At 63.4% G+C, this 21,188-nt stretch carries 23 protein-coding genes and 1 pseudogene; 6 read left to right on the plus strand and 18 right to left on the minus strand.

The genetic code is table 11. The features are described 5' to 3' along the window. Nucleotides 1-49 precede the first annotated feature (49 nt). Nucleotides 50-1,417, plus strand: coding sequence for a guanine deaminase (gene guaD / locus FJ543_RS13295; RefSeq protein ID WP_140875401.1), 1,368 nt, complete (start codon nucleotides 50-52; stop codon nucleotides 1,415-1,417). Nucleotides 1,418-1,532: 115 nt separating this feature from the next. Here the strand turns inward: guaD and FJ543_RS13300 are convergent. From FJ543_RS13300 to FJ543_RS13325, 6 genes and pseudogenes are all read right to left on the minus strand, one after another. Then, nucleotides 1,533-1,905: pseudogene (locus tag FJ543_RS13300) on the minus strand (helix-turn-helix transcriptional regulator). Between the two features lie 4 nt (nucleotides 1,906-1,909). Beyond that, nucleotides 1,910-2,116, minus strand: a complete 207-nt coding sequence (locus tag FJ543_RS13305; protein ID WP_041163329.1) for a type II toxin-antitoxin system RelE/ParE family toxin — start codon at nucleotides 2,114-2,116, stop codon at nucleotides 1,910-1,912. Nucleotides 2,117-2,288: 172 nt separating this feature from the next. After that, nucleotides 2,289-3,392 carry a redox-regulated ATPase YchF gene (gene ychF, locus FJ543_RS13310; RefSeq protein ID WP_015316083.1) on the minus strand — a complete coding sequence of 368 codons (1,104 nt, stop codon included), beginning with the start codon at nucleotides 3,390-3,392 and terminating at the stop codon, nucleotides 2,289-2,291. A gap of 96 nt (nucleotides 3,393-3,488) precedes the next feature. Further along, nucleotides 3,489-4,244: an aminoacyl-tRNA hydrolase gene (pth, locus tag FJ543_RS13315; RefSeq protein WP_140875403.1), complete on the minus strand. Its 756-nt coding sequence runs from the start codon at nucleotides 4,242-4,244 to the stop codon at nucleotides 3,489-3,491. Between the two features lie 24 nt (nucleotides 4,245-4,268). Further along, nucleotides 4,269-4,910, minus strand: a complete 642-nt coding sequence (locus FJ543_RS13320) for a 50S ribosomal protein L25/general stress protein Ctc (protein ID WP_015316085.1) — start codon at nucleotides 4,908-4,910, stop codon at nucleotides 4,269-4,271. A gap of 236 nt (nucleotides 4,911-5,146) precedes the next feature. Then, the gene (locus FJ543_RS13325; RefSeq protein ID WP_140875404.1) at nucleotides 5,147-5,575 is read right to left on the minus strand and encodes a MarR family transcriptional regulator; all 429 of its coding nucleotides are present in this window, start codon (nucleotides 5,573-5,575) and stop codon (nucleotides 5,147-5,149) included. A gap of 151 nt (nucleotides 5,576-5,726) precedes the next feature. On the opposite strand from FJ543_RS13325, the gene FJ543_RS13330 reads away from it, so the two are divergent. Then, complete coding sequence (locus FJ543_RS13330; protein ID WP_140875406.1) at nucleotides 5,727-6,584, plus strand: alpha/beta hydrolase; 858 nt, start codon at nucleotides 5,727-5,729, stop codon at nucleotides 6,582-6,584. Between the two features lie 69 nt (nucleotides 6,585-6,653). Here the strand turns inward: FJ543_RS13330 and FJ543_RS13335 are convergent, their stop codons facing one another. Next, nucleotides 6,654-7,892 (minus strand): MFS transporter, encoded by a 1,239-nt coding sequence (locus FJ543_RS13335; RefSeq protein WP_181173964.1) that lies wholly within the window; start codon nucleotides 7,890-7,892, stop codon nucleotides 6,654-6,656. A gap of 140 nt (nucleotides 7,893-8,032) precedes the next feature. On the opposite strand from FJ543_RS13335, the gene FJ543_RS13340 reads away from it, so the two are divergent. Beyond that, entirely contained in the window at nucleotides 8,033-8,947 is a 915-nt protein-coding gene (locus tag FJ543_RS13340) for a helix-turn-helix transcriptional regulator (RefSeq protein ID WP_140713635.1), read from the plus strand. 43 nt (nucleotides 8,948-8,990) lie between these two features. Here the strand turns inward: FJ543_RS13340 and FJ543_RS13345 are convergent, their stop codons facing one another. The 7 genes from FJ543_RS13345 to FJ543_RS13375 form a co-directional block, all read right to left on the minus strand. Then, the gene (locus FJ543_RS13345) at nucleotides 8,991-9,926 is read right to left on the minus strand and encodes a ribose-phosphate pyrophosphokinase (protein ID WP_015316090.1); all 936 of its coding nucleotides are present in this window, start codon (nucleotides 9,924-9,926) and stop codon (nucleotides 8,991-8,993) included. Nucleotides 9,927-10,081: 155 nt separating this feature from the next. Beyond that, the gene (locus FJ543_RS13350; protein WP_140875408.1) at nucleotides 10,082-10,717 is read right to left on the minus strand and encodes a hypothetical protein; all 636 of its coding nucleotides are present in this window, start codon (nucleotides 10,715-10,717) and stop codon (nucleotides 10,082-10,084) included. A gap of 43 nt (nucleotides 10,718-10,760) precedes the next feature. Beyond that, nucleotides 10,761-11,912 carry a Xaa-Pro peptidase family protein gene (locus FJ543_RS13355; protein ID WP_015316092.1) on the minus strand — a complete coding sequence of 384 codons (1,152 nt, stop codon included), beginning with the start codon at nucleotides 11,910-11,912 and terminating at the stop codon, nucleotides 10,761-10,763. Beyond that, nucleotides 11,912-12,706: a peptidoglycan editing factor PgeF gene (gene pgeF / locus FJ543_RS13360; RefSeq protein WP_140875410.1), complete on the minus strand. Its 795-nt coding sequence runs from the start codon at nucleotides 12,704-12,706 to the stop codon at nucleotides 11,912-11,914. The genes FJ543_RS13355 and pgeF overlap by 1 nt, the downstream gene beginning before the upstream one ends. Before the next feature lie 103 nt (nucleotides 12,707-12,809). Next, nucleotides 12,810-13,898, minus strand: coding sequence for a class I SAM-dependent methyltransferase (locus FJ543_RS13365; protein WP_140875412.1), 1,089 nt, complete (start codon nucleotides 13,896-13,898; stop codon nucleotides 12,810-12,812). Then, nucleotides 13,895-14,755, minus strand: a complete 861-nt coding sequence (lgt, locus tag FJ543_RS13370; RefSeq protein ID WP_140875414.1) for a prolipoprotein diacylglyceryl transferase — start codon at nucleotides 14,753-14,755, stop codon at nucleotides 13,895-13,897. Before lgt ends, FJ543_RS13365 begins: the two co-directional genes overlap by 4 nt. A 145-nt stretch (nucleotides 14,756-14,900) precedes the next feature. Continuing rightward, nucleotides 14,901-15,143, minus strand: coding sequence for a BrnA antitoxin family protein (locus tag FJ543_RS13375; protein ID WP_140875415.1), 243 nt, complete (start codon nucleotides 15,141-15,143; stop codon nucleotides 14,901-14,903). A 221-nt stretch (nucleotides 15,144-15,364) separates the two neighbouring features. On the opposite strand from FJ543_RS13375, the gene FJ543_RS13380 reads away from it, so the two are divergent. The 3 genes from FJ543_RS13380 (at nucleotide 15,365) to FJ543_RS13390 (ending at nucleotide 16,862) form a co-directional block, all read left to right on the plus strand. Then, nucleotides 15,365-15,667 carry an accessory factor UbiK family protein gene (locus FJ543_RS13380; protein WP_015316097.1) on the plus strand — a complete coding sequence of 101 codons (303 nt, stop codon included), beginning with the start codon at nucleotides 15,365-15,367 and terminating at the stop codon, nucleotides 15,665-15,667. 319 nt (nucleotides 15,668-15,986) lie between these two features. Beyond that, nucleotides 15,987-16,487, plus strand: a complete 501-nt coding sequence (locus FJ543_RS13385) for a YbjN domain-containing protein (protein ID WP_015316098.1) — start codon at nucleotides 15,987-15,989, stop codon at nucleotides 16,485-16,487. A 15-nt stretch (nucleotides 16,488-16,502) separates the two neighbouring features. Further along, the gene (locus FJ543_RS13390) at nucleotides 16,503-16,862 is read left to right on the plus strand and encodes a tRNA-binding protein (RefSeq protein WP_015316099.1); all 360 of its coding nucleotides are present in this window, start codon (nucleotides 16,503-16,505) and stop codon (nucleotides 16,860-16,862) included. A gap of 60 nt (nucleotides 16,863-16,922) precedes the next feature. On the opposite strand, the gene FJ543_RS13395 is transcribed toward FJ543_RS13390, so the two are convergent. From FJ543_RS13395 to FJ543_RS13410, 4 genes are all read right to left on the minus strand, one after another. Further along, a complete protein-coding gene (locus tag FJ543_RS13395) occupies nucleotides 16,923-17,945 on the minus strand; it encodes a glycosyltransferase family 1 protein (protein WP_140875417.1) in 1,023 nt (340 codons plus the stop codon). Between the two features lie 250 nt (nucleotides 17,946-18,195). Further along, complete coding sequence (locus FJ543_RS13400; protein ID WP_015316101.1) at nucleotides 18,196-19,611, minus strand: ATP-binding protein; 1,416 nt, start codon at nucleotides 19,609-19,611, stop codon at nucleotides 18,196-18,198. A 146-nt stretch (nucleotides 19,612-19,757) separates the two neighbouring features. Then, nucleotides 19,758-20,477 carry a response regulator transcription factor gene (locus tag FJ543_RS13405; RefSeq protein ID WP_023770265.1) on the minus strand — a complete coding sequence of 240 codons (720 nt, stop codon included), beginning with the start codon at nucleotides 20,475-20,477 and terminating at the stop codon, nucleotides 19,758-19,760. After that, the gene (locus FJ543_RS13410) at nucleotides 20,464-20,997 is read right to left on the minus strand and encodes a MarR family transcriptional regulator (RefSeq protein WP_015316103.1); all 534 of its coding nucleotides are present in this window, start codon (nucleotides 20,995-20,997) and stop codon (nucleotides 20,464-20,466) included. The genes FJ543_RS13405 and FJ543_RS13410 overlap by 14 nt, the downstream gene beginning before the upstream one ends. Nucleotides 20,998-21,188: the final 191 nt, after the last annotated feature.

The raw sequence follows: 21,188 nt of genomic DNA on the forward strand, positions 1-21,188 counted from the left end.
TAGGCCACGCATTGGCAGCCCCGCCCGCCAGCAGCACCGGAGCGACGATATGACGGCAGATCCTTTCGTGCTGCTCGGCACCGCCTTCCATACGCCTGAGCGCGGCAGGCTGGAGGTGCTGGAGGAGCACCTGTTCTGCGTCGACGCACAGGGGCGCATCGCCGAGATCCTGGCGCCCGGCCACCCGGAATACACGGCCACGATAAGCGATGCCCGCCGGGCGGGCAGGCTGGTGGAACTTGGCGAGGGGCAGTTCCTGCTGCCGGGGCTCGTCGACCTGCACATCCATGCGCCGCAATGGCCGCAGATGGGCAAGGCGCTGGACGTGCCGCTCGAAGTCTGGCTGCGGAAATACACTTTTCCGCTCGAGGCCCGCTATGCGGATTTGGACTATGCTCGCGCGGTCTATGCTGATCTGGTCGACAATCTGCTCGCCAACGGCACCACCACCGCGCTCTATTTCGCCACCGTCCATGTCTCGGCGAGCGTGGCGCTCGCCGAGACATGTCTTGAGAAAGGCCAGCGTGCCCTGGTCGGCAAGGTGGTGATGGACGACCCCGAACAGTGTCCGCCCTTCTATCGCGATGCCGATGCGGCAAGCGCTGTTTCGGATACCAGGCGCTTCATCGAGGCCGTCATGTCATTGGATCCGGGCGAGAGGCCGCTTGTCCAGCCGGTGATCACGCCGCGCTTCATTCCAAGCTGCACCCACGCGGCCTTGCAGGGGCTGGGCGAACTCGCGGAAGAGTTCGGTTGCCACGTGCAGACCCATTGCTCCGAAAGCGATTGGGCAAAGCAGTTCGTGGAAGCGCGCTTCGGCCAAACGGATGCGGCAAGCCTCGATGGTTTCGGCCTGCTCACCCGTCATACGATCCTGGCGCATTCGAACTTCATCGATGGGCAGGACATGGACCTGATCAAGGAGAAGGGCGCCGGCGTCGCTCATTGCCCGCTGTCCAACGTCTACTTCGCCAATGCAGTGTTTCCGCTTCGCGAGGCGCTCGACCGGCACATGCATGTCGGGCTCGGCACCGATATTTCAGGCGGCTACAGCCCATCGCTGTTCGACGGTTGCCGGAACGCGCTGTCGGCCTCGAGAACATTGCAGAGCGGCGTGCATGCCGGCCTGCCGGCAAAGGAGCGCGGCGCGCCCGGCGAGCCGATCACGCATCAGGAAGCGTTCTGGCTGGCAACCGCGGGAGGCGCGGAAGCGCTCGACCTGCCGACCGGCAGTTTTCGCGTCGGACACGAATTCGACGCGCTGCTGATCGACACCAAAGCGAGCGCCTCGAACATCCATGTCAACGGCGCCGACGATACGCTCGACGACGTCTTTCAGAAGATCGTGCTCAATGCGGCACGGGCCAATATTGCCACTGTTTGGGTCGGAGGCCGGCCGGTGGTCGGCTGTAGCTAAGCTACGCTCACTTGTAGTGGCCTCGCCTGCGCAAATAAACATGGCCCTGTGCCGACGTCGGCAGCGCCTGCGAGCATGGAATACGACAGCCCGTTTTCGTCTTTCGCAACGGGCGCTATACGAGATCGTCAACCGAGACATTGAGGGCGGCGGCGATGCGCTTGATCGTGTCGAAGCTACCGTCGCGGGTGCCTGTCTCGATCTGCGAGAGATAGCCTGCGCTGATCTCAGTCCTTTCAGCGAGGTCGCGAGCCGAAATCCCGCGATGCTCGCGCCAGACGCGGATCTTATTCGCCGTCCAGGATGCGGTTGACGACGGCGACCGGAATAAGCTCCTCCTCGCCGGCAGCGATCTTTTGCTTGATCTGATCGTAGGTTTGAATGTCGGCCACGTCCTCCGCCGCTTCAACAAGGCTCTCGTAATCAGCGAGTGGCAGAATAGCCATACGGTCGCCATTCGGCGTGGTAATGATGGTGGGCTTGTTCATGTCCTCAGTCCTCGTAGATGCTACCGCGCGGTCCGATCTCCAGAATGTCCATTACCGTGCCTTCCTGATCGAAGATAATACGGTAGTCCCCGACCCTAAGCCTGAAGCCTGGCCGGCCTTTCAGCCGTTTGACATTTTTCGCCAAGCTGGCCGGTTCGGCTGCATATTGGCCGATTTTAGCAGTGATCAGCCGAGCCGTGTTGGCGGGCATCCGCGCGCAAGCTAGAAATTTGCGTTAGCAAATAATGGGACATGGCTTTCATCGGTCTCCACCGGGTGCTGATCGGGGTAAGGCGACTTATGGTCTTCAATACCCCCGCGAGAACTCTGCGGCAGGGATGGTGCTGTCCGACTGACGGTTGGGTCGCTCCGCCGCGACCTCCTCAGGTATTGAACTTGAACAGCATGATGTCGCCGTCCTGGACGACGTACTCCTTGCCTTCGTCGCGTGCCTTGCCGGCTTCCTTGGCCGCCACTTCGCCGCCCAGCGTGACGAAGTCGTTGTAGGCGATGGTCTGGGCGCGGATGAAGCCGCGCTCGAAATCGGTGTGGATGACGCCGGCCGCCTGCGGCGCCTTGGCGCCCTTGTGCACGGTCCAGGCGCGCGTCTCCTTCGGCCCAACGGTGAAATAGGTGATGAGCTGCAACAATTCGTAGCCGGCACGGATCACCTTGTTCAGGCCGGGCTCGTCGAGGCCGAGCGAGGACAGGAATTCCATCTCTTCCTCGTCGGAGAGCTGCGCAACCTCGGCTTCGATCGCGGCCGAAATGACGACAGTGCGGGCGCCTTGCGCTGCGGCCATCTGCTCCACGGCCCTGGTGTGCTCGTTGCCGGTGGCCGCATCCGCCTCGGCGACGTTGCAGACGTAGAGCACGGGATGTGAGGTCAGAAGGTTCAAGCCCTGCAAGATGTGCAGATCTTCCGCCGAGATGCCGTCGAGCAGGATGCGGGTCGGCTTGCCTGCCTGCAGCAGCTCGAGCGCGGCCTCCATCATCGGCAGCACGGTCGTCGCTTCCTTGTCCTTGCTGCCGGCGCGCTTGCGGAACTGGACGATGCGGCGCTCGAGGCTGTCGAGGTCGGCGAGCATCAGCTCGGTCTCGACCGTCTCGGCGTCGGCGACGGGGTCGATGCGGCCCTCGACATGGGTGATGTCGTCATCCTCGAAGCAGCGCAGCACATGCACGATGGCGTCGACCTCGCGGATGTTGGCGAGGAACTGGTTGCCCAGGCCTTCGCCCTTGGAGGCGCCGCGGACCAGGCCGGCGATGTCGACAAAGGAGATGCGGGTCGGGATGATCTCCTTCGACTTGCCGATCGCCGCGATCTTCTGCAGGCGCGGATCGGGCACCGCCACCTCGCCGGTGTTCGGTTCGATGGTGCAGAACGGGTAGTTGGCGGCCTGCGCGGCGGCCGTCCTCGTCAGCGCGTTGAAAAGCGTCGACTTGCCGACGTTGGGCAAGCCAACGATGCCGCATTTGAAACCCATTTTATCCAGTCCTATCGGGAAAAGCGAAATTTGATGAGGCTATGGGCGATAGGGGTTGGGAACGTCAAGTCCCGTGACGCCGCATGCGCCTACGCCTCAGTCCTTGTTGCCGAAGAGTTTCTTCAGCATGGCGGCCATGGGGCCGCTTTCCGGCAGCTTGGCGACCGGCTGCTGAGGGCGGGCCTGGCGGACATGACTTTGCTGTTTCGGGCTTTGCTGTTTCGGGCTCGACTGCTTCCGCGCCGGGTTTTCCGGTTCGGCGCCGGTCTTGCCCTGGACGGCAAGGGCGGCCTTGTTCATGAAACCGGATTCGTCGCCCTTGACGATCATCGCCGCATTGTCGGCGATCGTGTCGAGCAGCGGGTCGAGCCAGTCGCGGTCGGCCTTGGCGAAATCACCGAGCACATGATGCTGGACCATTTCCTTGACGCCGGGATGGCCGACGCCGATGCGCACACGGCGGTACGCATTGCCGACATGGCCGTCGATCGAGCGGATGCCGTTGTGGCCGCCGGCGCCGCCGCCGGTCTTGATGCGCAGCTTGCCTTCGGCAAGGTCGATCTCGTCGTAGAAGACGGTGAGGGCGGAAAGGTCGAGCTTGTAGAAGCGCAGCGCTTCGCCGACCGACTGGCCGGACAGGTTCATGAAGGTCTGCGGCTTGATCAGGATGATCTTTTCGCCGCCGAGCGTGCCCTCGGAAATCAGGCCCTGGAACTTCTTCGACCAGGGTGAAAAGGAATGGCGGCGGGCGATAGCGTCCGCCGCCATGAAGCCGACATTGTGCCGGTTTTCAGCGTATTTCGCGCCCGGATTGCCGAGGCCGGCAAAGACAAGCGCTGTCTTTTCTGGCATCGTCGCCTCCGGGCGTGAAAAGAGTTACTTCTCTTCGGCGGCGGGAGCCGCTTCGGGAGCCGCGGCCTCAGCTGTCTCTTCGGTCTCCGGCTTCATCGCCGACGAACCGGCAACGGTCGCGATGGTGAAGTCGCGGTCGGAGATGACCGGCTTGACGCCGGCCGGCAGCTTGACCGACGAGATGTGGATCGAATCGCCAATGTCGGCGCCGGTGAGATCGACGGTGATGAATTCCGGGATCGCATTGGCCGGGCAGTGGAACTCGACTTCGTGACGCACGATGTTGAGCACGCCGCCCCGCTTGATGCCGGGTGACTTGTCTTCATTGATGAAGTGCACGGGAACATCGACGTTGACTTCGGTGTCCTTGCCGATGCGCAGGAAGTCGACATGGACAGGGAAATCCTTGACCGGGTCGAGCTGGAAGTCCTTCGGCAGGACCTGGATCTTCTTGCCGTCGACATCGATCGTGGCGATCGTGGTCAGGAACCCGCCGCCATGGATCTTGTAGTAGATGTCCTTGTAGGTGAGCGCGATCGCCAGGGGAGGCTGTCTGTCACCATAAATTACTGCAGGCACTTTACCGTTGCGGCGAACTGCACGGGCGGACCCCTTACCGACCTGTTCGCGCGCTTCGGCCTTGAGCTCGTAAGTATCGTGGCTCATGGCTTTTCCTTTCGCGTGTTATGGAGCGCCTACGGTTGGCAATGTACCAGGCCGTAAACGTCGAAAGCCGCCAGACCTCGATGTCCGAATGCCGGAAACCGCAGCGAGCGGATCTTTGTTCGGGATCACAAGGGGAAGGCAGCCTTCCGCCGCGTTGCCTCCAAGGGTGTCTACGCGGGTGGCGGCTCTATAGCGGAAGGCGGGCAGGCGTGCAAGCGGCGGTGGGAAGGCCGTTGCTACCGGTCGCCGCTCAACGCATCGCGCAACGCCTGGACCTGCCGGTTCAGCGTGTCGAGTTCGGCCAGCGTCATGCCCGAGCGTTCGACCAGGGTCGCGTTCAGGCAGTTGCACTGGACGAGCAGCTTGCGGCCGGCCGGTGTCAGGTCGACCTGTACCTGGCGCTCGTCGGTCTGGCTGCGCTGGCGGGTAACCAGGCCGGCCTGCTCCATCCGCTTCACCAGCGGCGTGACCGTGCTCGATTCCAGGGCGAGCCTGTGCGCGATCGTGCCGACAGACATGCCGTCGGCCTCGCCCAGCGCGTTGAGCACGAGATATTGCGGATAGGTGATCCCCATCTCGTCCAACATCGGCTTGTAGGTGCGATTGATCGCCATGCTGGTGGCGTAGAGCGTGAAGCAGAGCTGACTGTCCAGCGGGAGAGGCACGGTGGGTTCCTTTGCCGATTAAGCGCACGCATTATGTACCACGGAAAAAGATATCGCGATACATATTTCCATGGACAAGAACCTCGAGCTGGGTTAGCGATATTGGTATCGTGATATTGTTTATCGCGACAGCAATCAAACGGAGATTGAGATGACCTCGCAGACCAAACCAGGCTCAGGCAGCGGCACGATCACCACCAAGGACGGCACGCAGATCTATTACAAGGACTGGGGAACCGGTCAGCCCATCGTGTTCCATCACGGCTGGCCGCTGAGCAGCGACGACTGGGATGCACAGATGCTGTTCTTCCTTGGCCAAGGCTACCGGGTCATCGCCCACGACCGCCGCGGCCACGGCCGTTCGACGCAGACGGATATCGGCAACGAGATGGACACCTATGCCGCCGATGTGGCTGAACTTGTCGCGCATCTCGACCTCAAGGACGCCATCCATGTCGGCCATTCGACGGGTGGCGGCGAGGTGGCGCGCTATGTCGCCCAGTATGGAGCGGGTGGCCGTGTCGCCAAGGCAGCGTTGCTCGGCGCGGTACCGCCGATCATGCTCAAGACTCCAGCCAATCCCGGCGGCCTGCCGATCGAGGTCTTCGACGGCTTCCGCTCCGGCGTCGCCGCCAACCGCGCGCAGCTATACGTGGATGTTCCCGCTGGCCCGTTCTACGGGTTCAACCGTCCGGGCGCCGTGGTCTCGCAGGGCATTATCGACAACTGGTACCGCCAGGGCATGATGGGCGGCACCAAGGCGCATTACGACTGCATCAAGGCCTTCTCGGAAACCGATTTCACCGAAGACCTCCAGAAGATCGACGTGCCGGTGCTGGTCATGCATGGCGACGACGACCAGATCGTTCCCATCGCAGATTCGGCGCTGCTGAGCATCAAGCTGCTCAAGAAGGGCGAGCTCAAGGTCTACAAGGGCTTTCCGCACGGCATGGCCACCACCCACGCCGACATCATCAACGCCGACCTGCTGGCCTTCTTCAGGGCCTGAAGCCCTCCTGCCGGAATGGCAAAAGGCATCCGCCATATGGCGGGTGCCTTTTGCCTGGACACAGATGATTCAAGCCGCTTGCGCCTTCCGGGCTTCCTTCATGTTGGGCAGGAACACCGTCAGCAGCCCCAGGAACGGCAGGTACGAGCAGATCTGGAAGACGAAGTCGATGCCCTTCATGTCGGCGACGACGCCAAGCACCGCGGCCGCGATGCCGCCGACGCCGAAGGCGAAGCCGAAGAAGATGCCGGCGATCGTGCCGACGCGGCCCGGCACCAACTCCTGCGCGAAGACGACGATGTTGGAGAAGGCCGACGACAGGATGAGGCCGATCAGCACGGTCAGCACCATCGTCCATTCCATGTTGGCGTAGGGCAGCGCCAGGGTGAAGGGCAGGACACCGACGATCGAGAACCAGATCATCGCCTTTTGTCCATAGCGGTCGCCGAACGGACCGCCGAGCAGGATGCCCAGCGCCGAAGAGCCGAGGAAGAGGAACAGCATGACCTGCGACATCTGCACCGAAACGCCGAACTTATGGATGGAATAGAAGGTGTAGTAGCTGGCCAGGCTGGCGATGTAGGCGTTCTTGGTCAGCACCAGCAAGGTCAGCACCGCCAGGGCCCACATCACCTTGCGGCGCGGGAAGGGCGACACGAGGCTTGCCGCCTTGCGATTACCTTGCGCGGCGCGCAGGCGGCTGTACCAGCCGCCGACCTGCCACAGGATGACGATGCCGATCAGCGAACCGACGGCGAACCAGGCGATGCTGGTCTGGCCGAAGGGCACGACGATGAAGGCGGCCAGCAAGGGACCCATGGACTGGCCGAAATTGCCGCCGACCTGGAACAGCGACTGCGCCAGGCCAAACCGGCCTCCGGAAGCGAAGCGGGCAATGCGCGAGGATTCCGGATGGAAGATCGCCGAACCGATGCCGATCAGCGAGGCGCCGATCAGCAGCAGGTAGTAGTGCCCGGCATAGGCCAGCACGATCAGGCCGATCAGCGAGGATGCCATGCCCCAGGGCAGCGAGTAGGGCATAGGCCGCTTGTCGGTGACCGCGCCGATGATCGGCTGCAGCAGGGATGCCGTTACCTGGAAGGTGAAGGTCAACAGCCCGATCTGCCAGAAGTCCAGGCCGTAATTGTCTTTCAGAAGCGGATAGATGGCCGATAGCAGCGACTGCATGATGTCGTTGATGGAATGGCAGAGGCTCACTGCCAGGATGACGGTGAAGGCCGTCGCCTGGGCTGACGCGTGACTGGCGGTCGCAGGCGGCGCGACGCCGGTGGCTGTCGTATCGGTCAAGATAGGCTCCGTAGTCTTTTTGGCGGGGTTGTTCCCGCAGGCGACGTGGCGGGCGCTTCCCGCAGGCAGCCTTATAGTCCGGTTGCCAGGCGACTTCTTTCGTGGTTTGGTCCAATAGTTTCGCAAGTGGGCCATACCGAATGCCAAAAACCAGGGAAATTTTCGGCGCCGGACACACCGACCTCGAGCAATTGCACGGGCTGCGCTGGCAGTGGCTCGAGCAGGCGGTCGGGCCGGCGGTGGTGCTGCCGACCGAATATCCGGATGGCTACCACGTGCCGCACCACCACCACAGCCGCAGCCAGTTGCTGCATGCGCTGGTCGGCGTCGTGCTGGTGACGACGCGGCATGGGCGCTGGATGGTGCCGCCGGACCATGCGATGTGGATTCCGGCCGGCATCGAACATTCCGTCGAGATGCTCGGCGACGTCTCGATGCGCTCGGTCTATGTCATGCCGCAGGCGATCCCGGGCCTGCCGGAGGGCATGCGCGTCGTCGGCGTCACCGACCTGATGCACAGTCTTATCGTGGAATCCGAGAAGCTGCCGCAAGGCGGCGAACTGGAAGGGCGCGGTGGCCTGATCATGAACCTGCTGCTGCATGAGATCCCGCAATTGCCGGAGCGGCCGCTCGGCCTGCCGTTCCCGTCGGATCCCAAACTGGCGGCGCTCTGCCGGCGTTTCGTCGCCGCACCCTCACCGCACGCGACGATCGACGAATGGGCCGATACCGTCGGCATGAGCCGGCGCACCTTCACGCGGGCCTTCCAGCGGCAGACCGGCCTGTCGCTGTCGACATGGCGCCAGCAGGCCTGCCTGTTCGCGGCGCTGCCGAGGCTCGCCGATGGCGAGCCGATCACGCGGGTGGCGCTCGATCTCGGATATGACAGCGTGCCGGCCTTCATCACCATGTTCAAGCGCATGCTCGGCTCCTCGCCGCGCGGCTATATGCGCGGCGCGCGTGATGCCGGCGAAGGCATGCGGCGAGCCCCGGCCCGGCTGGAGGCGCCGACGCCATCGGCCTTGCCGCAGGACCAATTTGGGCCGCAGGAGTAACTTGGGCCGCAGGGGTAACCTGGGCCGCAGGGATAACTGGTTTTCAGTCGAACAGGCTCGAGACCGACTCCTCAGTCGCCGTGCGCGAAATGGCTTCGCCCATCAGGTCGGCAATCGAGATGACGCGGATGTTGGGCGCGTCGAGCACGCCTTGCGTCGGCTGGATGGAATCGGTGATCACCAGTTCCTGCAGCTTCGAGCCGCTGATGCGAGCGACCGCGCCGCCCGACAGCACGCCGTGGGTGATATAGGCGGTAACGCTGGTGGCGCCGTTGGCTAGCAGTGCGTCGGCGGCATTGCACAGCGTGCCGCCGGAATCGACGATGTCGTCGATCAAAAGGCAATCCTTGCCGGCGACCGCGCCGATGATGTTCATGACTTCCGATTCGCCGGGACGCTCACGGCGCTTATCGACGATGGCAAGTTGCGCGTCGAAACGCTTGGCAAGCGCACGCGCACGCACCACGCCGCCAATATCGGGCGACACGACGACGACATTGCCGAGTTGCTTGTACTTCGCCTTGACGTCGCGGGCCATCACCGGCACCGAGAACAGATTGTCGGTGGGGATGTCGAAAAAGCCCTGGATCTGGCCGGCATGGAGATCCAGCGTCAAAACCCGGTCGACACCTGCACGGGTGATCATGTTGGCGACCAGCTTGGCAGAGATCGGCGTGCGCCCGGAAGCGCGGCGATCCTGCCTGGCATAGCCGAAATAGGGAATAACCGCCGTGATGCGCTTGGCCGACGAGCGCATGAAGGCGTCGATCATGATGAGCAGTTCCATCAGGTGATCGTTGGTCGGAAACGAGGTCGACTGCAGGATGAAGACATCCTCGCCGCGCACGTTTTCCTGGATCTCGACGAAGATTTCCTGGTCGGCGAAGCGCCTGACACTGGCCTTGCCCAGCGGGACGTTGAGATAGCGGGCGACCGCTTCGGCCAGCACCCTGTTGGAATTGCCCGCGAAGAGTTTCATGCACCGTTCCTGGTGGAGGACGGAGAGGCCTGACGGACTCTCCTGCACCTTTTAACCGGGCTTTTAGCGGCCCGCGCGGCTATTGCAAGCGCCGAGATCGTGAATCCGCCGGCTAAGCCTAAGAAAGCTGTTCGGCATCACCGGCTGGCAACACCTCAACTCGCCTTGCCGCTGAGAAAGGCCGCAAACTGGTCGATGGTCTGGTCGGCGATCGCCTGCATGGTGGCTGGCGAGACCGACTTCCAGCTGTCGGCGCCCGCGCTGTCGCGGGAACCGGTGGAAGGCGCCTTCATCTGGCCGTTGATGCGGTGCAGCCGGTTGCCGGAGGGGTCGTAGACATCCCAGACATAGATGACCGTGGTGTCCTTACCCTCCGTCATCGCCGAGAAGTAGCCCTTGAGCACATGGGTCGCGGTCTGGTCCTGGCTGCCGGCCAGCGTGATGCCGCGCTGCCTGGCGCGTGTCTGCAGTTCCGCCGTCAGCGGCGTGGCGGCGTCCACCGAAGCGCCGACGATCGGCGCGATCTGCAGCCGGGTCTTCGACAGGATGGCGGCGGCCTGGGCCGAAGTGATGGGCGCGGGCGCGCCCGCCGTCGTGGTGGCCGTCGCGGCCGTGGATGGCGCCGGGGCGGGAACGGTGGCGGCAGCGCTGCCTTGCGTGGCCGGTGCGGGCTGCGCCGAGGCCGCCGGCGGGGTGATGGCGGAAGGTTCGAGGACGTCCTTTGCGTTGGTGCAGGCGGTCAAAGCCAATGCCACAAGCAATGACACGGTCGTCACATGCGATCGTCTCATTTGCCTTCTAACTCCTTGGCGAAGAACGCCTCCCATTATGGATTCACTGCACGATCAAGTCGAGATCATGGCGGGACAGCGGCTTCGGCTGGGATTCGGTGGTCAGGTAGGTGCGGCCAAGCGTCATCGCCGTCTCGGTCTCGGAGTCCATGATGATCATGTGGGCAAACAGCGTCATGTTCGGCGCGATCGGCTCGGGATTGCCCTGGTAGAACATCGGCATGTCCATCCAGGACGGCGTGAAGCGGGCGCCGACCGAATAGCCGCAGGCGTTCAGCCGGTGCTTGGTCAGCCCGTGCGCTTCCATGGTGCGGGCATGGGCGTCGAACACGTCGCCGAAGCTGTTGCCCGGCGTCATCGCCTTTTCGACGGCCAGAAGTGCCGCGCGTGCGGCGTCGAACAGCTCCTGATGGCGCTTGGAGACCTTGCCGGTCAGCACCGTGCGCATCATCGGCGCATGGTAGTGATGGAAGACGCCGGCCCATTCGAGCGTCAGCTGGTCGTTCTTGGTGAGCTTGCGGCGGCCGGCCTTGTAGCGGCACAGCAGCGCATCGACGCCGGAGCCGATGATGAACTCGTTGGCCGGATAGTCGCCGCCGCCGGCGAAGATCGCGCCCTGCATGGCGGCCAGGATCAGCGCCTCGTCGCCGCCCTGCTTGATCAGCGGCAGGGCCGCGTCCAGCGCGTCGTCGGAGAGATTGGCTGCCTTTTCCGCCTTGGCGACCTCGGCCGGGCTCTTGAACAGGCGCAGCCGCCCGACGATGCCGGAGGCGTCGGCGATCTGGCCGAAGGTCTGCAACTGCTCGTCCAGGCGGCGGCCATTGTAGGCGGTCAGGCCGTGAGTGTCGTATTCGACGCCGATGCGGGCGCCGAGCAGGTCGAGTTCGTTAAGCAGGTTGCGCAGGTCGACCGCGGGATTGGCGCCGTCGCGGTCGGTCCACAGCACGATGTTGTCGATGATCGAAGTTTGGCGCGCCTGGCGCAGATCGGCCGAGCGGGTCAGCAGCACCATCGAGCCGTCGGCCTTGACCACCAGGCACTGGAAGAAGCAGAAGCCGAACGTGTCGTAGCCGGTGAGCCAGTACATGCTTTCCTGGGCGAACAGCAGGATGGCGTCGAGCTTTTTCTCGGCCATCTCTATCATCAGCCGGTCGCGCCGCGCGTCGAATTCGGATCGTTCAAAATGCAGCGCCATTATACCTTCTCCAAAACGATTGCCGAAACCTGCCGGCCATAATCGGGCTCCCTGCGGTGCGTGGTGCGCCGGTAGGAGTAAAACAGATCTTCCTCGGCATAGGTGCAGCGGCCAAGGCCATCGGCCGCCACACCAGCCTTGGCCAGCCGGTCGATCGTGTAGCGGTTGAGGTCGAACATAGCGTGGCCGGCATGGGCCGAAGGCACGAAATACCGGGCATTTTCGCTGTCGGCCTCGACGAAGCGGGCGACGAATTCGGGCCCCACTTCGTAATTGTCGGGGCCGATGGAAGGGCCAAGCACGGCTACGATGTTTTCGCGCCGGGCGCCGAGGCTCTCCATGGCGGCAATGGTGTTTTCGAGCACGCCTGACAAAGCGCCTTTCCAGCCGGCATGCGCCGCGCCGATGATGCGCGCACCGGGATCCGCGAACAGAACCGGGCCGCAATCGGCGGTCGAGGCCCCGATGGCGATGCCCGGCCGATCGGTGACGATGGCGTCGGCCTTTGGCCGTTCGCGGGCAAAGGGTTCCCTGGCGACGATGACGTCGGGCGAGTGGACCTGCCAGGCGGTCAGCAGATGATTTGCGGGCACGCCCATCCAGGCGGCGACACGGGCGCGGTTCTCGGTCACCAGCGCCTGGTCGTCATCCGACCCGGTGCCGATGTTGAGGCCCCGGTAGATGCCGGTGGAGACGCCGCCGATGCGGGTGAAATAGCCGTGGCGGATGCCTTGTGCCTGTGCCTTGTCCAGCAGCAGCGACCGAATGGGATCCGGTTTGGTCTGATTGAGCATGCGGGCGTTGTTGTCCGTGTGGGCGGTTTCGTCAAGGAAAAGCGGCCGGCAGTCCGGCGGCTCTTTTACCGGACGGGAGATTGGGAGGGGTAGCGACGAAAAGTCAATCCACCGTTGCGAAGGGCCTGACGGAGACGTCGCGTGGAACGACGGCGAGGACCTTGAAGAGTTCGCCCATCGCTTGCGGCCCGGCGAGCCGTTCGACGGCATCCGATAAGTTGTCGCGTGCCGCCTGGCCGGCATCGGCGCCCAGCTGGCCGGCGCGCTCCAGAATGCCCATGCCGAGCAGGAAATTGCCCTGCGTCGACAGATGGGCATCGAGACCATGCGCGCGCGCAATCGCTGCAAGAGCGGCGAAATCGACATGGGAGGTAAGGTCTGCTTCGCCAGGATTGGCCAGCACATCTTCGTGATTGTGCCGGCGCAAGGCCTGCAGCGTGTCGCCGACACCGGGCCGCAGATGGCCGTAGTCGAGGAATAGCCCAGCGCCGCCATGAGCCGCCATGCGCTCGGCGATTGCCGCCATCAGGGCGGTGCGGGCGGGCGCGATTTCGACGATCGCGCCTTGCGGCGCGTCGGCCGCATCCCTGGGCAGCAGCGTCGGGTCGACCGAGCCGGCGCCGGCGAAGAAGCAAAGATTTTCGGCGTCGTCCAGGCCGACCATGCGCTCGCGCCAGTCGGCGCGGGCACGGACGAACTGGCGGATAGGCACGGCATCGAACAATTCGTTGCCGACGATCAACAGCGGTTGATGGGGCAGGGTCTCGATCGTTTCATGCCAGCCTATCGCGAAGGGTGTCGCTCCAAGCGTCTGCTTCTGGATCTCGGCCAAGCGCGGACTGGTCTCGATCATGGCGAAGGCGGCGCCGTTGGCCAAGGCCGGATCGAGCCGCGACAGAGTGCGCAGCATGTCCTTCATCAGCGTGCCGCGGCCGGGGCCGATCTCGGCGACGGTGACCGGCATGGGCCGGCCGATCGCCGCCCAAGCCTGGTAAAGCCAGACAGCGACGAGTTCGCCGAACATCTGGCTGATCTCCGGTGCGGTGATGAAATCGCCGGCCGCGCCGAACGGCTCGCGTGTGGTGTAATAACCATCGCGCGGATCGAACAGGCACAGCGCCATGTATTCGTTGACGGGCATCGGACCGACAGCCTCGATCAGGTCGACGATACGAGCCTTCAGCCGCGTCATGTCGCCTGCGGCTGCGCTTGCGTCACCGGCTTGGCCGTCGCCATTGCCCAGATGCCGGCCAGCACCATCGGCGTCGACAGGATCATGCCCATGGTCAGCCAGTTGGTGCCGAGGAGATAGCCGAGCTGCTGGTCGGGCTCGCGAAAGAACTCCACGAAAATTCGTGACAGGCCGTAGCCGCAGATGAAGGCGCCGCCGACAAAGCGCGGTGTCTTCAGCTTGAGGCGCGAATGGGTAAGGATGCGCAGCACGACAAACAGCACCAGCCCTTCGAGCAAGGCCTCGTAGAGCTGGCTCGGATGGCGGGTGAACGGACCGCCGTTGGGGAATTCGATCGCCCAGGGCATATCGGTGGGCCGCCCCCAGAGCTCGGAATTAATGAAGTTGGCGACGCGCACGAGACCGAGACCGACCGGCACGCCAGCTGCCACGACATCGAACAGCGACCAGGTGCGGATGCCGCGCTTCATGGAAAACAGCGTCATGGCGAGGATGACGCCGAGCAGGCCGCCATGGAAGGACATGCCGCCTTGCCAGACAGCGAAGATGTCGAGCGGATGGGCGATATAGCGCGCCAGGTCGTAGAACAGGACATAGCCGGTGCGGCCGCCCAGAACCACGCCAATGGCCGCCCAGACGATGAAATCGTCGAGATCCTCAGGCTTCATCGGCAGGACGCCGTCGGGCCAGAGTTTAGGATTGGCGGCGAGCCGCTTGGCATACCACCAGGCAAACAGGATGCCGACGATGTAACCGATGCCGTACCAGTGCACCGCCAGCGGCCCGATCTGGACGAGGATCGGATTGATATTGGGAAAAGGCAGCGAAGCCAGCGGCAGCAGGAAATATTCGTTCAACGGGGAGCTCTCGGTTGCGATCGGCGCGGACCATGCGGCAGGGTTTTGGCAGGGTCAAGGCAAGGTCACGAGCGTCAATGCTGCGGGAACAGATTCGGGTCCGGGAACAGATTCGCTTCCAGCTCCGTCGCCGGGGTGGCCGTGCTTACCCCCTGGGCTTGGCGGCCACCACTTCGCGCAAGGCGTCGTTGATCCTGTCCTGCCAGCCGGGACCATCTTCCTGGAAATGATCGAGCACGGCCCGGTCGATCCTGATCGAGACAAGCTCGCGGGCATTCGGTGCGGTGGAGGGTTCGCGAGGCGGGGCCGCGGCCGGTTTCTTGACCGGCTTGAAGACTGCTTCGGCGGCTTCCATCGGATTTGTCGGTCTGCGCGGGGGCGTTGCCATTGGTGATCCTGATTGAAACGTGCGTGAAGGGAGACGAGGGCCTTACAATAGGCGAGTTGCCGCTACCAAGTACAGCTTCGGAGCCGTTCGAGAGGCTCCTGCAGGACCCGCCCATCATACGGGCCGTGCGCCATAGCAGCGCGGAGGTCGCATAGGACCCCAACGTTCTTGCATTCCTCGCGCCACGTCACTAATTCAAATCAAGCAAGCGAGGATTTGCCATGTCGACCGGACCGAACCGCATTCTCGATGAATTCGCCAAGCTGATGACCGATGCGGCCGGTGCCGCTCAAGGTGTGCGGCGTGAGGTGGAGACGGCCTTCAAGGGCCAGGCGGAGCGCATCCTCAACTCCATGGATGTCGTGCAGCGCGAGGAGTTCGAGGCCGCGCGCGAGATGGCCGCCAAGGCGAGGGAAGAAAACGGCAGGCTCGCCTCGCGCATCGAGACGCTCGAGGCCAGGATCGCCGAGCTGACCGGTCAGGCCACACCTGCGGCGCCGGCGAAGCCCAAGCCGAAAAAATAATTCGTTAAACTTTTCCACAAAGCACCAGCCTAAAAATCGCTTTGCCGTGAATCGCTTACCGGCATTGCGTGACTCTTTGTGACAGGCACCTTTCCACATGCGAATGACGCAGTGCGAAAAATTGGGCTGTTCACGCGACTCCCGATCAATAGACTGAATTTGTTGCATGATTCGGAGCAGGGTCATGCAACCGGGCGGTGGGGTTCGGTCTGGGGTCTTTGCGTTGATAAGTCCCGGCCGTCCGAGTTCTAGACAAGATTGTTCGTCGTGTGTGCCCCGCGGAGCGTGTGGCGCTCCCCCTGAACACAGGAAGCATTCCATGGAACTTCTCGAACTCGAATTTTCCCGCGAAATCCATCCGGTGGATGTGATCGAGCAGGTGGCCCACAACAATGACTGGTCCTTCGAACGGGCCGGCGATGACGAAATCTCGATCTCGGTTGCCGGCAGCTGGACCGACTACCACGTCTCCTTCTCATGGATGGAGGATTTCGAGGCGCTGCACCTTGCCTGCGCCTTCGACATCAAGGTGCCGGAAGCCCGCACGCTGGAAGTGATGCGGCTGTTGTCGCTGATCAACGAACAGATGCTGTTCGGCCATTTCGACCTCTGGGAGCAGGAAGGCGCGATCATGTTCCGCCAGTCGCTGCTGCTCGCTGGCGGGGTCGAACCCTCGAGCCAGCAGGTCGAGGTGCTTTTGTCCTCGGCGCTGGAAGCCTGCGAATGCTATTTCCAGGCTTTCCAGTTCGTCGTCTGGTCGGGAACCTCGGCCAAGGACGCGCTGGCCGGCGTGCTGTTCGAGACCTTCGGCAATGCCTGAGCAGAAGCGTTCGACATGAGTTCAAACAACGAGCGCAAGCCTGAAATCAGCTTTGCCGATTTCGATCGTGTCGACATCCGTGCCGGCACGATCGTCGAGGCCGAACCGTTTCCGGAGGCGCGCAAGCCGGCCTTCAGGCTGAAGATCGATTTCGGGCCTGGGATCGGAGTGAAGAAGTCCTCGGCGCAGATCACCAAATACTATTCGCCCGAGACCTTGATCGGCCGACAGGTGTTCGCGGTGGTCAATTTCCCGCCGCGCCAGATCGGCCCGTTCATGTCGGAAGTGCTGACGCTCGGCTTTCCCGATGAAGAGGGCGCCGTGGTGTTGGGCGCCATCGAGCGCAGGGTGCCGGATGGCGGCAGGCTGTTCTAGGCTTTCCGAGGTCAAACAGAATACCGCCTCGTTCCTTGGCGTCCCCGCCGGCCTGTCGGATCAGGCCGCCAGCTTGCGCGTCGTTCCCAGTGCTTCCCCGACCGCGTCGAGAAACATTTCCGCGCAGGCCTTCCAACTGTAGCGCATGGCGCGCTCGCGGGCCTGGTCGCGGCTGACGTCGAGCGCGGCCAGCGCGGCCTCGCGCAAATCGGTGGAAACAGCACCGCCGACACCATCACCAACGATGTCGATCGGCCCGGTCACCGGGTAGGCGGCGACCGGCGTGCCGCTGGCCAGCGCCTCGATGATGACGTTACCGAAAGTGTCGGTGCGGCTGGGAAAGACGAAGACGTCGGCGGAGGCGTAGATTTCGGCCAGTTCGTCATTGGGGCGATGGCCGAGGAAATGCGCCTTAGGATATTTCGCCTTCAGCTTGGCAAGCTCGGGCCCTTCACCGACGATCACCTTGCTGCCGGGCAGGTCTAGGTCGAGAAAGGCCGACAGGTTCTTTTCGATGGCGACGCGGCCGACGCATAGGAAGACCGGTCCGGGGAAGCCGAGGTCCTTGCGCTTGTCGGGCCGGAAATGCTCGGTGTCGACGCCACGCGTCCAGGGCCTCAGCTTGTTGAAGCCGCGCGCCGTGAGATCGTCGGCGAGCGACTGGGTGGCGACCAGCGTGCCTTGGCCCGAATTGTGGAAATCGCGCAGCCAGCGATAGGCCCAGCTCTCCGGCACCGGCAGGCGGGCGCTGAGATATTCGGGAAAGCGGGTGTGGTAGCTGGTGGTGAACGGCCGGCCGGCATTGCGGCAATGGCGCCGCGCCATGATACCCAGCGGTCCCTCGGTGACGATGTGAATGTGGTCGGCCTTGTAGCCGTCGATCAGGCGCGCGACATGGCCGGGCGTGGTCAGCGCCAGGCGGATGTCGGGGTAGGTCGGCAGGGGCAGGGTGCGAAAGATGTTCGGGGTCAGGAACTCGACCGCGACGTCGAAGGATTTCAGGGTCTCGGTGAGCCGCTCGAGCGTGTGGACGACGCCGTTGACCTGCGGGCGCCAGGCGTCGGTGACCATCACTATGCGCATGGCGGCCCTTTGCTCCGGAGGTCGGCGGTTGCCTTGAAACGATGCCGGAACGGCGACCATGCGGCCGCCCTCGCTTCGCTCCAGCGCACCCTGACGGGTACGGGATCGAAGTGAGGCGGCAAGGACGAATCAAGTGCGGTCGCGCGCTTCATGCGCGCTCTTGACCATGGTTTCATGACGGGCGGATGAAGCAGACCGTGATCCCGAAAAGTCGAAAGCGGTTTTCAGGCAAGATCATGCCAAATAGAAATCAGGCCGGAACCTTGATCACCGCGCGCAGGCCACCCATCGGGCTGTCGTCGAGCGTGATGTCGCCGCCATGGCTGCGGGCGATGTCGCGGGCGATCGACAGACCGAGCCCGGTGCCGCTGGCGTCGAGATTACGGGCTTCGTCGAGCCGCACGAAGGGCTTGAACACGTCTTCGCGCCTGTCGGCCGGAATGCCTGGCCCATTATCGTCGACGGTGACCAGAAGCGAGCCGCGGCCGTGGTCGGCGGTGACCTCAACGGTGCGGGCATAGCGGAAGGCATTGCCGATGACGTTGGACAGCAGCCGCGCGAAGGCGTTCGGCCTGACATGCACGGTCGGATCGCCGGAAAGCGTCGTCGACAGTCTGCATTTGCGCAAGTTCGCTTCTTCGCCAAGCTTCTGGAAATAGGCTTCGAGATCGAAACGTCCCGGGTCCTCCGAGGCCTCGCCCTTGGCAAAGGCGAGATAGCCTTCCAGCATCGACTGCATGTCCTCGATGTCCTGGTCGAGCGCCGCCTTGGTCTCGGCCTTACCGCCGGCCAGCGCCAGCTGCAGCTTGAAGCGAGTAAGGATGGTCCTGAGATCATGGCTGACACCGGTCAGCATGGCCGTGCGCTGCTCGATCTGGCGCTCGATGCGCTCCCGCATCTGGATGAAGGCAAAGCCGGCGCGGCGCACCTCTTCGGCCCCGCGCGGGCGGAAATCGCGCGGCATCGGCCGGCCCTTGCCGAAGCTTTCGGCGGCCTCGGCAAGCGCCAGGATCGGCCGGATCTGGTTGCGCAGGAAGGGGATGGCGATCATCAGGAGCACCAGCGAGGTGCCGACCATCCAGATCAGGAAAATGTGGGTGTTGGAGGCATAGGCCTGGCTGCGGCGCACGAAGACGCGCAGCACCTTGTTCTCGAGCTGGACGCGCACTTCGATGATGTTGGAATTGCCGACAGTGTCGATCCAGAAGGGGCGGTTGATCTGCCGAGTGATCTCGGCGGAGAGAACATCGTCGAGGATAGAGAAGAACGGTTTTGGACCGGGCGGCGGCAGCGGATCGGGCGGCAGCAGATCGACCTTCAGCTGCATGCGATCCTGCGCGATGCGGATGATGTTGGCGTAGTCGGCGTCGTGCGGATAAGTCTCGATCAGGTCGATGATGGCGGCGATGTCGCGCACGGTGGCCTGCGACAGGCGTTGCGTCACGGTTGCCCAGTGGCGTTCCATGAAATCGAACGCGACGACCGACTGCAAAAGGATCATCGGCGCGATGACGATGATCAGCGAGCGCGCATAGAGGCGCTTGGGCATGTAAAGCGAAACCAGGCGCCAGAACCGGTTCCAGATGCGCGGCACCGCCTTGAGCGACCGTGTGGCGCGTGCACTCAAACCGTCATTGTCCGGCTGTTCCAGTTCCGTGGTCGCCATTGGCTCTTTTCATCCGTCGGCGGTATTGGGTCGGGATGACGTTTGGCTGAATCGTCATCCTGATCCAACTCTTTGTTGGAGCATGATCTTTTCCGAAAACCGGTTCCCACTTTTCGGGACCATGCACTTGGGCCGCCGCCGGCATTCTATTCCACGCTGAGCCGATACCCAATACCGCGCACGGTCTGCAGCCAGACCGGATTGGACGGATCGCGCTCGATCTTGCGGCGCAGCCGGTTGATCTGGACGTCGATGGTGCGCTCGCCGACTTCCGAATCGTCGCCGACGAGTTCGTGGCGGGGGATGGTTTCGCCGGCGCGCGCGGCGAAGATCGCCAGGATCTCCTGTTCGCGGTCGGTCAGCTTCAGCGCCTCGCCGCCGCGCTTCAGTTCGCGCCTGGCGATCTGGAAGGTGTAGGGGCCGAACACCAGCTGCTCGACCTTGGGCGTCGCCGCCGGGCCGCCACGGCGCAGGATGTTGTTGATGCGCAGGATCAGCTCGCGCGGGTCGAAGGGTTTTGGCAGGTAATCGTCGGCGCCGGCTTCGAGCCCCGAGATGCGGCTGTCGGTCTCCGACAAGGCCGTCAGCATCAGGATCGGCACGTTCTTCTCGGCGCGCAGCGCCTTGGTGAGATCGACGCCACTTTCTCCCGGCATCATCACGTCGAGCACGAGCAGGTCGAAATCGAGGCCGGCGAGCTTGCGGCGGGCCTCGCCGGCATTGCCGGCGACGGTGACGCGAAAGCCGTTTTCGGTCAGATACTGCTTGAGAAGATTGCGAATGCGGGTGTCGTCGTCGACCACGAGCAGATGTGGTGCGTCGTCATCCGGTGCGGCCGCGGTGTCGACCCTCTCAGTGCTCTCCATGGCTTTTCCCTGACATTTTTGCGGACCCAACGTCGATCTGAGCTCTCAGTTCCGGATTGACCATTGCTTCGAGGAAGCGTTCCACCAAGGTCCGTTCGGTGGCGCCGGAATCTTCCAATGCAGCACGGATGCGGCGTGACTGTGGCCGCGCCAGCGCCAGCGCCAGCGCACGGCCCTTGGCCGTCGGATAGAGTTCGCGCTGGCGACGGTCGCGCGGGCCCTGCAACTGCACGACGTGATCGGTGTCGATCAATTGCTTCAGCACACGCGCCAGGCTCTGCTTGGTTATCTTCAGCACGTCGAGCAATTCGGCGACGGTCAGGCCCGGCCGGCGGTTGACGAAATGCAGCACGCGGTGGTGGGCGCGGCCGAAGCCGTAGTCGGCCAGGATTTGATCGGGATCGGAAGTGAAGTCGCGATAGGCGAAGAAGAAGAGTTCGATGATGGCGAAGTCGATGCCGTCCTCGCTGGTGATTGCGGTCCTGATCGGTTTTCCGGCAGCTGGGCTTTTGTCCGTCATCATTTCTCCATGGGAACAGGAGATTATGTCAGTACTATTGACGTAATTTCCCTGCAATGGTAATTTTTGACAAGCTTTTGGGCGGATTGCGAACGAAAAGGCGAGGCAAGCCGGTTTTTCCGGAACTTCCTGAGTTTGCCAGGGCGCGATTATCCGCTTACGCTTCCAGACACCGGCCGGCGTCTCCAACC

Source organism: Mesorhizobium sp. B2-5-7, from assembly GCF_006440875.1.
GTDB classification, from domain to species: domain Bacteria; phylum Pseudomonadota; class Alphaproteobacteria; order Rhizobiales; family Rhizobiaceae; genus Mesorhizobium; species Mesorhizobium australicum.